At 64.4% G+C, this 13,448-nt stretch carries 12 protein-coding genes; 10 read left to right on the top strand and 2 right to left on the bottom strand.

The genetic code is table 11. The features are described 5' to 3' along the window. Positions 1 to 51 precede the first annotated feature (51 nt). From IE101_RS01095 to IE101_RS01130, 8 genes are all read left to right on the top strand, one after another. The gene (locus tag IE101_RS01095) at positions 52 to 1,257 is read left to right on the top strand and encodes a chemotaxis protein CheA (RefSeq protein WP_189631960.1); all 1,206 of its coding nucleotides are present in this window, start codon (positions 52 to 54) and stop codon (positions 1,255 to 1,257) included. Beyond that, positions 1,254 to 2,066 (top strand): CheR family methyltransferase, encoded by an 813-nt coding sequence (locus IE101_RS01100; RefSeq protein ID WP_189631961.1) that lies wholly within the window; start codon positions 1,254 to 1,256, stop codon positions 2,064 to 2,066. The genes IE101_RS01095 and IE101_RS01100 overlap by 4 nt, the downstream gene beginning before the upstream one ends. Before the next feature lies 1 nt (position 2,067). Further along, positions 2,068 to 3,144 (top strand): protein-glutamate methylesterase/protein-glutamine glutaminase, encoded by a 1,077-nt coding sequence (locus tag IE101_RS01105; RefSeq protein ID WP_189631962.1) that lies wholly within the window; start codon positions 2,068 to 2,070, stop codon positions 3,142 to 3,144. Positions 3,145 to 3,164: 20 nt separating this feature from the next. Continuing rightward, positions 3,165 to 3,692 carry a chemotaxis protein CheW gene (locus IE101_RS01110; RefSeq protein ID WP_189631963.1) on the top strand — a complete coding sequence of 176 codons (528 nt, stop codon included), beginning with the start codon at positions 3,165 to 3,167 and terminating at the stop codon, positions 3,690 to 3,692. After that, complete coding sequence (locus tag IE101_RS01115) at positions 3,689 to 4,411, top strand: ParA family protein (protein WP_189631964.1); 723 nt, start codon at positions 3,689 to 3,691, stop codon at positions 4,409 to 4,411. Before IE101_RS01110 ends, IE101_RS01115 begins: the two co-directional genes overlap by 4 nt. A 182-nt stretch (positions 4,412 to 4,593) precedes the next feature. Continuing rightward, positions 4,594 to 6,369: a methyl-accepting chemotaxis protein gene (locus IE101_RS01120; protein WP_189631965.1), complete on the top strand. Its 1,776-nt coding sequence runs from the start codon at positions 4,594 to 4,596 to the stop codon at positions 6,367 to 6,369. Positions 6,370 to 6,449: 80 nt separating this feature from the next. Beyond that, positions 6,450 to 6,854, top strand: coding sequence for a response regulator (locus IE101_RS01125; RefSeq protein ID WP_189631966.1), 405 nt, complete (start codon positions 6,450 to 6,452; stop codon positions 6,852 to 6,854). 29 nt (positions 6,855 to 6,883) lie between these two features. After that, on the top strand, positions 6,884 to 9,967 hold the full coding sequence (locus tag IE101_RS01130; protein WP_189631967.1) for an Hpt domain-containing protein: 3,084 nt from the start codon (positions 6,884 to 6,886) through the stop codon (positions 9,965 to 9,967). Positions 9,968 to 9,991: 24 nt separating this feature from the next. Here the strand turns inward: IE101_RS01130 and IE101_RS01135 are convergent, their stop codons facing one another. Next, positions 9,992 to 10,726, bottom strand: a complete 735-nt coding sequence (locus IE101_RS01135) for a helix-turn-helix domain-containing protein (protein WP_189631968.1) — start codon at positions 10,724 to 10,726, stop codon at positions 9,992 to 9,994. 260 nt (positions 10,727 to 10,986) lie between these two features. On the opposite strand from IE101_RS01135, the gene IE101_RS01140 reads away from it, so the two are divergent. Both IE101_RS01140 and IE101_RS01145 read left to right on the top strand, forming a co-directional pair. After that, the gene (locus tag IE101_RS01140; RefSeq protein WP_189631969.1) at positions 10,987 to 11,496 is read left to right on the top strand and encodes a peptidylprolyl isomerase; all 510 of its coding nucleotides are present in this window, start codon (positions 10,987 to 10,989) and stop codon (positions 11,494 to 11,496) included. Continuing rightward, the gene (locus IE101_RS01145; protein ID WP_189631970.1) at positions 11,486 to 12,049 is read left to right on the top strand and encodes a peptidylprolyl isomerase; all 564 of its coding nucleotides are present in this window, start codon (positions 11,486 to 11,488) and stop codon (positions 12,047 to 12,049) included. Before IE101_RS01140 ends, IE101_RS01145 begins: the two co-directional genes overlap by 11 nt. A gap of 111 nt (positions 12,050 to 12,160) precedes the next feature. Here IE101_RS01145 and tyrS read toward each other — a convergent pair whose 3' ends face one another. Beyond that, entirely contained in the window at positions 12,161 to 13,411 is a 1,251-nt protein-coding gene (gene tyrS / locus IE101_RS01150; protein ID WP_189631971.1) for a tyrosine--tRNA ligase, read from the bottom strand. Positions 13,412 to 13,448 lie beyond the last annotated feature (37 nt).

Consider the following 13,448-nt stretch of genomic DNA (forward strand, 5'->3'; position numbering starts at 1 on the left):
ACAGGACGGCAACAAGCGCGGCGTGATGCACGCCCATCGGGAGGCGCGACCATGAGCACGCCATCCCCCGAGGCTGGGGCCTCTGACGGCGGCCTGATGCGGGTCGCATCGGACAAGATCTCGCGCTTGATGGATCTTGTCGGTGAACTTTCGCTCAGTGTTGCGGAAACCGTCCATTCCCCGGATTTGCAGGGGTTGGAACTTTCGCGGTTTGACGCGGCGGCCCATCGGCTGGGCATGATCGTGCGCGAGGTGCAGGATGCGGCGACCGAGCTGCGTCTGGTCCCCGTGGATGAGGTGTTCCGCCGTCTGCGGCGGATGATCCGGGAACTGGAACGCCAGACCGGCAAACGTATCGACCTTGCGGTCGAGGGCGCGGATACCGCCATCGACAAGCTGGTCGCCGACCGGCTCTATGACCCGCTGCTGCATGTGTTGCGCAACGCCGCCGATCACGGGATCGAACCGCCCGAGGAACGCCGCGCCAATGGCAAGTCCGAAGCCGGGACGATCCTTCTTGCGGCCCAGCAGGTGGGCAGCGAAGTCCGCATCATCGTAGCCGATGACGGCCGTGGCCTGAGCCGCGAAAAGATCCTCAGGAAGGCGCGGGAAAAGGGGCTGTTCGGTCCGACCGAGGAACCCGAACCCTCGGCATTGTGGAAGGTGATCTTCGAGCCGGGGTTTTCCACCGCCGAAACCGTGTCGAACCTGTCGGGGCGCGGCGTGGGGATGGATGTGCTGAATGCCACCATGACGGCCCTGCGCGGCCGCATCGCGGTGGACAGCAACGCAGGCCACGGCACCCGTGTGTCCCTGCATATTCCCGTGTCGCTGGCTTTCCTCGATTGCCTGATCCTGCGTCTGGGTGAACAGCTTTTCGCGGTGCCGATCGACGTGGTGTCGGAAATCACGCGGCCGAACCGGGGCGACCTGCCCACCATTTCCGCCCAGGGCGGGGTCGAGCTGCTGCGCCTGCGCGGCGTCCATATCCCCGTCTGTCGGCTTGAACATTACTACCGCGGGACCGCGCCCGGCACCAATGCCGCAGACAAGCAGGTCTTCGTGGTCTTTGCCACCAGCCAGGGCCAGCTGGCCGTGCCGGTGGATGAAATCCTCGACCGCCAGCAGGTGGTGATGAAACCTCTGGCCGGGCGACTGGCACAGGTGCGGGCCAGCTTTGGCTGCGCGCTTCTGGGCACCGGCGAGGTGGCCCTTGTCCTGGACTGTGAACGTCTGGGTGCGGGGGGCATGGTATGACCTCTGCGGAACTGGCCGGGCTGGAAACGCTGCGCGGGTGGCTGAATGAACGCTGCGGGATCGCCTATCCCGACCACAAACGCGACCTGCTGGTCCAGCGTCTGAGCCGGGTGCAGCGGGCCCACAACCTGCGCGGCCTTGCCGATCTGGCCCATGAGGTGACGCAAAGCCAGCAGCACGAAATCCAGCTGGCGGTGATGCATGCGGCATCGACCAATCACACCTATTTCTTCCGCGAAATCAGTGTGCTGGATCAATTCCGCTCGATCATCCTGCCGTCTTTGTCGGGTCGCGGCGAATACCGCTTCTGGAGTGCCGCCTGCTCGACCGGGGATGAGGCCTACACCATGGCGATCATCCTGGCCGAAACCGAAGGCCTGCAGGCGCTGCGCCGGACCCAGATTCTCGGCACCGATATCAGCGCGCCGGTCGTCGAACGGGCCGAGCAGGGCATCTACAGCCTGCGCCAGCTGGGCTATGTGCCCCCCGACATCCTGAAACGCTATTTCGTGCCTATCGGGATCGACCAGTTCCAGGTCATCCCCGAATTGCGCGCCTGTTGCACCTTCCGTCGCATGAACCTCAAGACAACACCCTATCCGTTCAAACGCCCCTTTCAGGCCGTCTTTTGCCGCAACATCCTGTATTACTTTGAAAAACCAGATCAAGAAGCCACCTTGCGCGCCATTTATGACGTGACCGAACCGGGCGGCTGGCTTGTGACATCCGTCACCGAAAACGTGCGCGATCTGAATACGCGCTGGACCATCACCGGCAGCGGGATCGCACGCAAGGACGGGGGGCACTGAGATGAGCAGAACCGTCCGTGTCCTGATCGTCGACGACTCGGCCATGGTGCGCCGGGTCTTGATGATGGGGCTGTCCTCCGACCCGGAAATCGAAGTGATCGGCAGTGCGTCAAACGCGACGCAGGCCTGGGACATGATGCAGGCGCAGCGCCCCGATGTGATCACGCTGGATGTGGAAATGCCCGCGACGGACGGTGTGACCTTCCTCAGCCGCTACATGCAGGTCATGCCCATCCCGACGGTGATGATCTCGGCGCTGACGTCGGAATCCGCCCCTGTCACCTTGCAGGCCATGGAGGCCGGCGCCGTCGATGTGATCGAGAAACCCTCGCTTGGCGTCGAAGGCATGTCGGGCATGATGCGCGACATCTGCGAACGGGTTCGGGCCGCCGCCTCGGCGCGGCCGGTCCTCCGGCGTGCGCGCGTCAGACAGGCGCCCCCCGTCGCCCCGCCGCCACAATATGATGAACGCGCGGCCCACGGCACGCTGATGGCCATCGGGTCTTCCACCGGCGGGGTGCAGGCGCTCAGCCGTATACTGCCAATGTTTCCCGCGGCTTCGCCGCCGATCCTGATCGTACAGCACATGCCCGAAGGCTTTACCGGGGCCTTCGCCCGCCGTCTGGATGCCGTGTGCAACATGTCGGTCTGCGAAGCCCGCGACGGTGAGGAAGTGCGCTTTGGCACGGTCTATATCGCGCCGGGCGGTCAACGCCATATGACCGTGCGGCGTGAGGGGGCATCGTCCTGGTCCATCTTGCTCGAACCGGGGGACCCGGTCAGCTATTCGCGCCCCTCGGTCGATGTGCTGTTCGCCTCGGTCGCGCAGCAGGCGGGGCGCAAGGCGATTGCGGCCCTGCTGACCGGCATGGGCCGGGATGGCGCCCGCGGCATGCTGGCGATCCGCCAGGCGGGCGGCACAACCTTTGCACAGGATGAGGCGACTTCGGTTGTCTACGGCATGCCTTTTGCAGCCGTGGAACTGGGCGCCGCGAAAGAGACGCTGCCGCTCGACGATATTCCCGACCGGATGCTGCGCTGCATCACCGTGAGCCAGGCCCGCGCGGCCCGGCCCTGAGCCACTGAGAGGAGAACACCATGGCCGAACTTGGCGCCGACATGAAGACCAGCCACAGCGACGGCATCTCGCTGGCGGAAACGGACAACATCGATGACATGTATCTGACCTTCGCGCTGGCCGACGAGGATTACGGCGTCGGCATCGGCGGCGTGGTCGAGATCGTGGGCATGCAGCGGATCATGCCGATCCCGGACATGCCCGAATATGTGAAGGGTGTGATCAACCTGCGCGGCAAGGTCATTCCGCTGATGGATGTGCGGCTGCGCTTTGGCATGCCGGAGCGCGCCTATGACGAGCGCACCGTCATCATCGTCATGGATGTCGAGGATGCGCCCATCGGGCTGATCGTCGATGCCGTGCGCGAGGTGCTGGAGATCCCGCCCGGCCAGGTCGACCGTCCGGCACAGTTTTCGCGGGGCGGGGCGCGGTCGCTGATTTCCGGCATTGGCCGCATCGGGGACCGGGTCGCCATCCTGCTGGATACGGCCGCGCTTGTGTCGGAAGAGGATCTGCGCCTGCCCGAGGATCTTGCGGGGGTCGCATGAAGGTCGTCATTTTCAACCAGAAGGGCGGGGTCGGCAAGACCACCACAGCTGTGAACCTCGGCGCCGCGCTGGCGCGGTCCGGGGCAGGGCGGGTGGTTTTGGCCGATCTGGACCCGCAGATGCACCTGACGGCCTCGCTGGGGTTTGACCCCGAGGCCGCGGGCTGGACGGCGGCCGATTGGCTGGCCGGGCGGCCCGGTGCGCCGGTCGAGGTTCCCGATGAGCCGGGGCTCTCGCTGGTGCCGGGCGCGGCCGATCCGCTGTCGGCGGAAGGGGGCCTGCCCGAGGTTGCGGATGACTGGTTGATCATGGACTGCGCCCCCGTCTGGAGCCCGCTTGTCCTGGGCTTCATCAAGGCCTGCGATCTGGTGATCTGCCCGCTCGAGCCGGATTTCTTGGGCCTTTCAGGGGTGAACCGCCTGCTGCGCCAGCTGCGCCAGGAAGGTCTGCCACTGGATCGCATCCGGCTTCTGGTCAGCCGCTACAACCGCCGTCTGGTGGTTCACCGCGAGGTGCGGGCGCGGCTTCTGGAACGGTTTGGCGACGGGATGTTGCTGCCCGTCGAAATCAACAGCTCGGTCCGGCTGGCGGAAACGCCCGGCTATGGCCGCACCATCTTTACCCACGCCCCCGACAGCACGGGCGCCACGGATTTCACGACCCTTGCCAGCCTTCTGACGGGCCGGGGCAAGAAAAAGACAAGGAGGCAGGACGCATGACACGCCGCAAGACCCCATCGAACAGCCGGCTGCCAGCCGACCCGCTTGCCTGGGTCGAACCTGTCGCCGCCGATCCCGTTTCCGGCCCCCCGACCGGCGACCCCCCCCCGGAAACCGCAGACCCGCCCTCTGCCGAATTGCCTGTCTCCACGCCCGAGACCAACCCCGTTAGGAGCCCCGCCATGACAACTGCCGCGCAATCCGCCCAGCGTTCAGACTGGGAAAACCTGACCAGCGCGCAGGCGCTGAATGTGCTCAGCAACCCGGTGATGATTGCAACATCGGATCTGGTGATCCGCTTCGTCAACGATGCCGCCTATGCGATGTTCGAGCGGATCGAAGATGACATCCGTCGTGATCTGCCGCACTTTGTGGCGCGGGATGTGATCGGGAAATCCATCGACGTGTTCCACAAGAAGCCGGAATTCCAGCGTCGGATCATGTCGGGGCTGACGGCCGCACATGACGGCCGTTTCGTGATCGGCGGTCAGACCCTGTCCTTCCGGGCGACCCCGGTGATGGATGGGCAGAACAAGATGGCCTATGTCATCGTGGAATGGAACGACCGCACCGCCGAAGTCGCCGCCAAGGCTCAGGTCGATCTTCTGGTAAAAACCATCGAGGACATGACCGCCCAGCACATGGCGGGCGAAATTGAGTTCTTCATGGATACCGACGGCTTTACCGACGACATGCGCCGCGTGGTCGAAGGCGCAAATGCGATGGTGCGCGAACATATCAGCACCAAGAAGAAAATCCTGACGGTGGTGCAGGAATTCGCGCAGGGCAATTTCGATGCCCCGCTTGAAAAATTCTCGGGCAAGCGGTTCTTCATCAACGACACCATCGAACAGGTTCGCGGGGCCTTCCGCGGTGTGACATCGGAAATCGAACGTCTGGCGCAGGCGATCAGCGATGGTCGTCTGGACGTGGAGGTCGATGCCAGCAAGTTCTCGGGCCAGTATCGCCGCGTGGTCGATGCGCTGGACCGCGTTCTGGCCTCGATGAACCATACCGTCAGCCGGACGTCGGAACAGGTCGAACAGATCGCGGGCACCGTGGCCATGATGGCCAAGTCCAGCACCGCACTGGCGACCAACAGCCAGATCCAGTCCGCCTCGGTCGATGAGGTTTCGGCCTCGACCGAGGAAACCGACGCCCAGGTCAAGGCCAATGCCGCCGCCGCCGGCACGGCAAGCCAGCTGGTCAATTCGGCCTCGGTCGTGGCGCAGGACGGGCGCGACAAGATCAGCCAGATGGTGGCCGCGATGGAAGGCATCCGCGTGTCGTCGCAGGATATTGCCAAGATCATCAAGGTCATCGACGAGATCGCCTTCCAGACCAACCTTCTCGCCCTGAACGCCGCCGTCGAGGCAGCACGTGCAGGCCAGCATGGCCGCGGTTTCGCGGTGGTGGCGCAGGAGGTCCGCAATCTTGCCGGTCGCTCGGCCAAGGCGGCGCGCGAAACCTCGGATTACATCGAGGATGCGACGGTGCGGGTGCGCGATGGCGTGCGGATTGCAGACGAGACGAGCAAGTCCTTCGGCCAGATCGTGGATGACATCGAAAAGGTCCGCGCCCTCGTGTCTGACATTGCCACCGCCAGCGAAGAACAATCGCGCGGCGTGGCCCAGATCAACATCGCCATCGGCGAGGTCGCCCGTTCGGCCCTGTCCACCAGCCAGCAGGCCGATGAACTGGCCGCGTCAAGCAGCCAGATGCAATCGGCGGCCGAAGCGATGCGTCAGGAAATGTCGCGCTTCAGCCTGCGCAAGGCCGCGGCGACCCCGCTGTCCGCCATCCCCGGTCTTGAGATGCTGCCGCCCGAAATGCTGGCCCAGATCCAGCGGATGATGGCCGGTAACGGGGGTGTCCCCGCGGCGCTGGCGATGCCGGTCAGCAATGGCCAGGGGCCGCGCTCGGCCGATCATGATGAACGTGGTTTCGCCGGGTTCTGAACCCCGCTCTGCCAGATGCCAATATCGCGGCGCCGGGACTGATCCGGGTGCCGCCCCCCTGAACGGGAAAGGATGACAAGATGCCCTTTAATGTGATGATCGTTGACGATGCGGCGATGATGCGTCTGTACATCGCGAGCTTCATCAAGACCTTGCCGGATTTCAAGGTGGTCGCCCAGGCCGCCAATGGCCAGGAGGCGCTCGACAAGCTGGCGACCACGCCCCAGGTCGACCTGATCCTGCTCGATATCGAGATGCCGGTGATGGATGGTCTCGAATTCCTTCGGCATGCCAAGCTCAAGACCCGGGCCAAGATCTGCATGCTGTCCTCGGTGGCGGTGTCGGGGTCGCCCCATGCGGCCAAGGCGCGCGAACTGGGCGCCGACGGTGTGGTCGCCAAACCCTCCGGCACGGTGTCGCATGACCTCGAGGAAAAGACCGGCGAGGAACTGGCGCGCACGATGCGGTCGCTTTGCGCGGCCTGATCTTGGCGTAACGGGAAGGGGACCCCGGCATGGAAGACGAAATGGACGAAATCTGGGCGCTTTACGCCGATGATGGGCAACAGGCGCTCGACGCGATGGAAACGGCGCTGGATGCGCTGGCCGGTTGCGACAAATCCGCGGAAGAAAGCCATATCTCGGCTTTGTTCCGGGCCGTCCATACGTTCAAGGGCAACTCGCGGGTGCTGGGTCTGGCGGTGGTCGAAAGCCGCGCCCACCTGGCCGAAGATCTGATCGGTCTGGTCCGCGATCAGGGGGTGCCGCTGGATGAGGAGATCCGCGACATCCTGCTGCTGGCCGCCGATGTGCTGCGCGGCATGCTGGAGGAAACCGCACAGACCCGCGCCGATGTGAGCCCGGACGGGTCCGAAAACCTGATGGACCGGCTGCGCGACAAGATCGCGCGCTGCAGCGGTGCCGAACCGGCACCCCCTGCCGCGGCGCCAACGCCGTCTGTTGCGGTGGCGCCGGAACCTGCACGCGTGGTGGAGGCCGCCCCGGTGCCCACACCCGCCCCGGAACCGGCCCCCGCCGAGGGGGTATTCGTGCCGGACAGTTTCGATGAACTGCCCGCCGAACCGGAGCCTGATGATTACGGCCTGGTTGCCAATCCGGCGCCCCCGCCGGAACCCGCCCCGGCGGCAGATCTGCCTTCGCGGTCGCGGCTGGTGGATGATCCGGTCTATCGCAAGATCTTTCTGGGCATGGTCGAGGAAACGACCGAAAAGCTGCGGGCCCAGATCGCCGCTTCGGATGATGCGGGAATGGCGGCCTTCCGCAATGCGCTGGACGGCCTGGCCCATGCTTCGGGGCAGATCGGGCTGCCCGACTGGGCGGCAATGCTGTCGGGGTATTTGGCAGATCCCGCCCCGGGCAAGGAAAAGCTCGCCCAGCTCATGCTGGATATTGATGATCGGATGCAGGCCGATTTTCTGGCGCCGGTCGCGGTGCTGGATTCGGATGATGATTATCTGGGCGGCCTGCGCGTGCCGCTGGCCGAACTGGCCAAGCTCGGCCTTGATTTTGCCGATACGCCCGATCACCGCGCAAAGCGAGAAGAGCTGGCGCAGCAGATCATTGCCGCGACGCAGCCCCTTGGCTTTGTCCGGGTGATCGAGGCTGCACAGGCCCTGACCCGTGTCACGAACCAGGCGGCCTACCGCGAGGGCGAACTGGCGCTTTATGAAGAACTGGCCGCGGTTGAGGCGGTTCTGCCGGAAGAGGCGCGCAAGGAAGGCGCAAGCCCGCGGGCGCTGCTGCTCAATTGGTGCGCCGATCATATCTTCGACACGCTGGCGGAAACCTCATCGCTGCTGGAACGGCTGCAGAAGGAAAGCGACCGCGACCCGATGTTCGCGCGCTTCTCGCAGATGATGCGGCGCATCCATCGTGCCTGTCAGCATTACCGCATCGACATGGCGGCGCAGCTGTCGATGTCGTTGCTTGACCTCTTTGCCCGTCAACAGACGGTCGGCGGGGCGCCGGATGCCATTCTGAACCACATCGCCCAGGGGTTCATCAGCACCATCGAACTTGTGTTCGATCGTTTGGCGGAATCCGATGAGGTGACGGAATATGACGCGCTCCAGCGTCTCTTTGCCGAAGCTTCAAGCGTGGCTTTCGTTTCGGAAGGGGTGATCTCGGCGAGCGCGATCGAACGCAAGCTGGGTCTGCCGCGCGAATTCCACCGTGTGATGTCGCCCGAGAGCGTGCGTGCGGCGGCGGATGCGCTGGACAAAGGCATGCGCTTTCACATCCTGCGCGCCGACATCAACGATGATGAACGCATCGCCGAGGCCTTCCTTGATTGGCTGGGCCAGCATGGCAACCGCCCGATCACCAATGTCACCGTGTTCCGCGGCAATGAGACGCTGTTCGATTTCCTGCTGGCCTCGCCCCTGACCGAGGGCAGCGTGGTCGAGGCGCTTGCCGTGCTGGACCCGGGCGGGCGCAAGCTTTTGCTGCTGCAGACCTTGACCCCGGCCAATAGCGACACTGTTCTGGCGGAAGAAGAGCCGGGGTCGGCCATCCCGCAGGCAGCGGCCGTCAGTGTCGAGATGCTCGAACAGATCGGGGAAATCGCCACCGGCCAGGCGATGATCCACCATATGCTGGGCGAGTTGGCCGAGGCCGATATCGTGGGCCAGCTGGACAGCCTGCTGCGCGGGCTTGGCATTGCCGCCGGTCCCCGGGGCGAGGTGCGCGCCGCATTGACCGAATACAGCGACCGTCTGCGCGACATTGTGCAGCTGGAAACGCAGCTTCTGGCGCAGATGGCGCATCTGCAGGAGGAAACCGTCACCCTGCGCACCCGTCCGGCCGACAGTGTGCTGCGGCCGGTGGCGACGCTGGCCCAGACCCTGTCGCGCCACCGCGGCCGCGATCTGAGCGTGACCACGCTTGGCGGGGAACTGGCGCTGGACGTCACGCTGCTTGAAACCCTGCGCGGGGTGCTGCGGACGCTCGCCACGGCACGGGTCGAGGCGGCTGACGGGCCGAAATCCATGTGCCTGACCTTCCGCCGGGACGAGGAAAGCGTGCAGGTCACGCTAGAGGATGATGGCGCCAGCCCCATTTCCGAAACCGCCCTTGCCCCGGTTCTGGCGACCGTCCAGCGCCAGCATGGGCGGCTGCGGCAAGTGCAGGTGCCGGGCGGGCGTCAGCGCATCCATGTCTCGCTCCCCATGACCATGGTGGTTCTGGATGGCATGGTGGTGGGGGTCGATGGCGTGCGCTATGTGCTGCCGGTCGATGCGATCAGCACGATCGTGCAATCCGATCCCTCGGCGCGCATCCGCGTGGCGGCGGGCGGGGGCCAGCAGCTGCTGCGCCTGTCGAAAAACGAAATCGTCCCGATCCGGTCGATGCTGAACCGCGACGCAGCCAATGATGTCTATGTCATCCTGTCCTCGAACGGGGCGCGTGTCGCCCTGCCGGTGGATGAGGTGGTGGGCCAGCAACTCGTGTTGCTGCGTCCCCTGCGGGGGGTGCTGAAACGCCTGCGCAACCTGAATGGCATCGCGTTGCTTGCGGGGGGCGAGGTCGGGATGGTGCTGTCCACCTCGGCGCTGTGCGGTGCCGAAGCGGCTGCCTGAAGCACCGGCTTAAACCACCGGCCGTCAGCCCAAGGGGCTGGCGGCTTCAATGCTGCCGGGGCGCGCTTCTGGCCCGTCGATCAGCGGATCAAGCCGCGCCAGCGTTGCAAGGCGCTCCGGATCATGGATCAGCACCGTCGTCCCGGTGATGCGAACCCCGTCGGCATCCAGCGTCTTGAGCGCGCGTGAGAAATTTTCGGGCGTCATGCCCAGATAGGACGCGATCAGCTTTTTCTCGACCTGCAGCGGAAACTGCACGGCACCGCCCTGCTGACGCGACAGATTGAGCAGATAGGCCGCGATCCGTTCGCGTGAATTGCGCAGCTTCAACCCTTTGGCGTGACGCACCATGATGCGGAAATGGGTGGCAAGCTCGGTGATGCTCGAGACTGCAAATTCCGGGTCGCGCCGGAACACCGCCCGCAGATCCGATGCCGGCACCAGCACCAGACGCGATTTTTCCAGCGTGCGCGCCGACATGAGATAGGGCACATCCTTGATGCAGGCGGCCAGGATGAAGGTTCCAACCGGCCGGACCACCTCCATCGTGCAATCCTGCGTGCCCCAGTGGCTGTACAGTTCGACCGCGCCGTCCAGCACGATATGCAGGTAATCGGCCGGGTCGCCCTGGCGGATCAGCTCGGCCCCGGCGGGAAAGGTCTGCGCGTAGGCGGCCTGCATCAATTGTTCGAAATTGCTCTGCAGCATGTCCCGGAACAGCGGCAGGTGGCGGATTTCCGGCAGGTCTTCTGGGCGCATGGGACTCGTTCACCTTTGGATGGGCGGATCTGTCTCTTCGCCTTGTCAAAAGTCAATCGGGACTTGTGAAAATCACGGCAGTTTGCGTGAAACTACGGGCGTTTTGCGCGTTTTCGGGCAGCTGACGGCGGTCATGCACCCTTTGCGTGTTCCACCCCCGAACCCAGGGAAGAGGGAAGTGGCCGATCTTTGTGCTGTCCCCTTTTCCTTCGCCGCGCGCATCGTTACTTTCGGTGCAACCAAACAAGGAGACTGACGGCATGGCCGACATCAAAGATCCCGAAAACACCATCATCATGACGCTCAAGGACGGCGATGTGGTGATCGAGCTGCTGGCGGACGTTGCCCCCAAGCACAGCGAGCGCATGAAGACGCTGGCGCGCGCCGGTGCCTATGACAATGTCTGTTTCCACCGCGTGATCGAGGGCTTCATGGCCCAGTCGGGCGATGTCGAAAACGGCAATATGGAAAAGAATTTCAACCTGCGCCGCGCCGGCACGGGCGGGTCCGAGCTTCCGGATCTTCCGGCCGAATTCTCCAAGCTGCCGCATGACCGTGGCACGCTGGGCGCGGCCCGGTCGATGAACCCGAACTCGGCCAACAGCCAGTTCTTCATCAACTTCAAGGACAACCATTTCCTGAACGGCCAATACACCGTCTATGGCCGCGTGATCTCGGGGATGGAACATGTGGACAAGATCGTCCGCGGCGAGCCGCCGGCCAATCCAGACCGCATGATCAAGGTCATGGTGGCCGCCGATGTCAAGTAAGGCGCTGATCGCCGCGCTCGCGCTGATCGCGGCCCCCGCGTTTGCCCAGGAAGACGGCCCCGGCCCGAACCTGACCATCGCCGTCGATGGCAGCACCCAGGGCGAGATCGTCATCGACCTTCTGCCCGATGTGGCGCCCAAGCATGTCGAACAGATCGTCACGCTGGCCAAGCGCGGCGATTATGACGACGTGGTCTTTCACCGCGTGATCGACGGCTTCATGGCCCAGACGGGCGATGTGCAATACGGCAAGGCCGGCGGGTCCGACATGGCCGGCATGGGCGGGTCGGATCTGCCCGACCTTCCGGCCGAATTCTCCTCGGTCAGCTTTGATCGCGGCATCGTGGGCATGGCCCGCTCGATGGACCCGAACTCGGCCAACAGCCAGTTCTTCATCATGTTCGCCCCCGCGCCGCATCTGGATGGTCAATACACCGTCGTCGGCCGGGTCATCTCGGGCATGGATGTGGTCGATGCCATCAAGAAAGGCACCGGCGGCAATGGCGAGGTCGATACCCCCGACCGCATGGCCAAGGTCACGGTCAGCGAGTGATCGCAGCTATCCGGCAAATCAGGGCTGCGCGGGCAACTGCGCGGCCCTTTGTTTTGGCCCAATGAAAAGGGCGGCCGAAGCCGCCCTTGGGTTCCGATCGGGGCAGGGCGGTCAGCCCAGCGTCACCAGCGCGTGCCGCTTCTTCCCGGCCGTCAGCTTCAGCGGCTCGACCAGATCGGCGGCGTGGATCTTGTGACCCGCGTCCAGCACCGGCTCGTCGTTCAGACGCGCGCCGCCTTCCTGGATCAGGCGCTTGGCCTCTTTCCCCGAAGGCGAAAGCCCCGCCCGCACGAAAAGCTGCGCCACGGTGATACCTTCGGCCACATCGGCCAGATCGAGCGCGACGGTCGGCAGATCTGCGCCCACGCCGCCCTTCTCGAACACTTCGCGCGCCGTGGCCTCGGCCGCAGCCGCCGCATCAGCCCCGTGGAGCAGGCCCGTCACCTCATTGGCGAGGATGATCTTCGCGGCATTGATCTCCGATCCGGCCAGCTTGCCCAGACGGTCGCATTCCTCCAGCGGCAGATCAGTGTAAAGCCGCAGGAAGCGCCCCACATCGGCATCGGTCGTATTGCGCCAGAACTGCCAGAATTCATAGGACGACAGCATCGCCCCGTTCAGCCAGACCGCGCCCGAGGCCGATTTGCCCATCTTCTTGCCGTCGCTCGTGGTCAGCAGCGGCGAGGTCAGGCCATAGATCTCGCGATCCAGCACCCGGCGGGTCAGGTCGATCCCGTTGACGATATTGCCCCACTGGTCGCTGCCGCCCATCTGCAGCAGACAGCCATAGCGGCGGTTCAGCTCCAGGAAGTCATAGGCCTGCAGGATCATGTAGTTGAATTCAAGGAAGGACAGGCTCTGTTCCCGGTCCAGCCGCGACTTGACCGATTCAAACGACAGCATCCTGTTCACGCTGAAATGCCGCCCGATGTCGCGCAGGAAATCGAGGTAGTTCAGGCTGTCCAGCCATTCGGCATTGTTGAGCATGATGGCATCGGTCGCCCCGTCGCCATAGCTCAGGTAACGGCCGAAGACCTGCTTCATGCCCTGGATGTTCTCGTCGATCTTTTCAGGCGTCAGCAGCGGGCGCTCATCGGCGCGGAAGCTCGGGTCGCCCACCTTGGTGGTGCCGCCCCCCATCAGGGTGATCGGCTTGTGCCCGGTCTTTTGCAGCCAGCGCAACATCATGATGTTGAGCAGGTGCCCCACATGCAACGAGGCGGCCGTCGCGTCATAGCCGATATAGGCTGGCACGACCCCCTTCCGCAGCGCCTCGTCGAGCGATTGATAATCGGTGCAATCAGCCAGATAGCCGCGCTCGATCATCACACGCATGAAGTCGGATTTCGGGTGGTAGGTCATCGCTCTCTCGTGTTTTATGACGACGAGACAGCGTATA

It is taken from the genome of Gemmobacter lanyuensis, assembly GCF_014652355.1.
GTDB lineage: Bacteria > Pseudomonadota > Alphaproteobacteria > Rhodobacterales > Rhodobacteraceae > Gemmobacter > Gemmobacter lanyuensis.

Excerpts from the sequence above, each read along its gene's own strand:
- IE101_RS01125 (WP_189631966.1), top strand. The coding sequence starts at position 6,450 with ATGCCCTTTAATGTGATGATCGTTGACGATGCGGCGATGATGCGTCTG.
- IE101_RS01110 (WP_189631963.1), top strand. The coding sequence starts at position 3,165 with ATGGCCGAACTTGGCGCCGACATGAAGACCAGCCACAGCGACGGCATC.
- IE101_RS01120 (WP_189631965.1), top strand. The coding sequence starts at position 4,594 with ATGACAACTGCCGCGCAATCCGCCCAGCGTTCAGACTGGGAAAACCTG.
- IE101_RS01145 (WP_189631970.1), top strand. The coding sequence starts at position 11,486 with ATGTCAAGTAAGGCGCTGATCGCCGCGCTCGCGCTGATCGCGGCCCCC.
- IE101_RS01115 (WP_189631964.1), top strand. The coding sequence starts at position 3,689 with ATGAAGGTCGTCATTTTCAACCAGAAGGGCGGGGTCGGCAAGACCACC.
- IE101_RS01140 (WP_189631969.1), top strand. The coding sequence starts at position 10,987 with ATGGCCGACATCAAAGATCCCGAAAACACCATCATCATGACGCTCAAG.
- IE101_RS01100 (WP_189631961.1), top strand. The coding sequence starts at position 1,254 with ATGACCTCTGCGGAACTGGCCGGGCTGGAAACGCTGCGCGGGTGGCTG.
- IE101_RS01105 (WP_189631962.1), top strand. The coding sequence starts at position 2,068 with ATGAGCAGAACCGTCCGTGTCCTGATCGTCGACGACTCGGCCATGGTG.
- IE101_RS01135 (WP_189631968.1), bottom strand. The coding sequence starts at position 10,726 with ATGCGCCCAGAAGACCTGCCGGAAATCCGCCACCTGCCGCTGTTCCGG.
- IE101_RS01130 (WP_189631967.1), top strand. The coding sequence starts at position 6,884 with ATGGAAGACGAAATGGACGAAATCTGGGCGCTTTACGCCGATGATGGG.
- IE101_RS01095 (WP_189631960.1), top strand. The coding sequence starts at position 52 with ATGAGCACGCCATCCCCCGAGGCTGGGGCCTCTGACGGCGGCCTGATG.
- tyrS (WP_189631971.1), bottom strand. The coding sequence starts at position 13,411 with ATGACCTACCACCCGAAATCCGACTTCATGCGTGTGATGATCGAGCGC.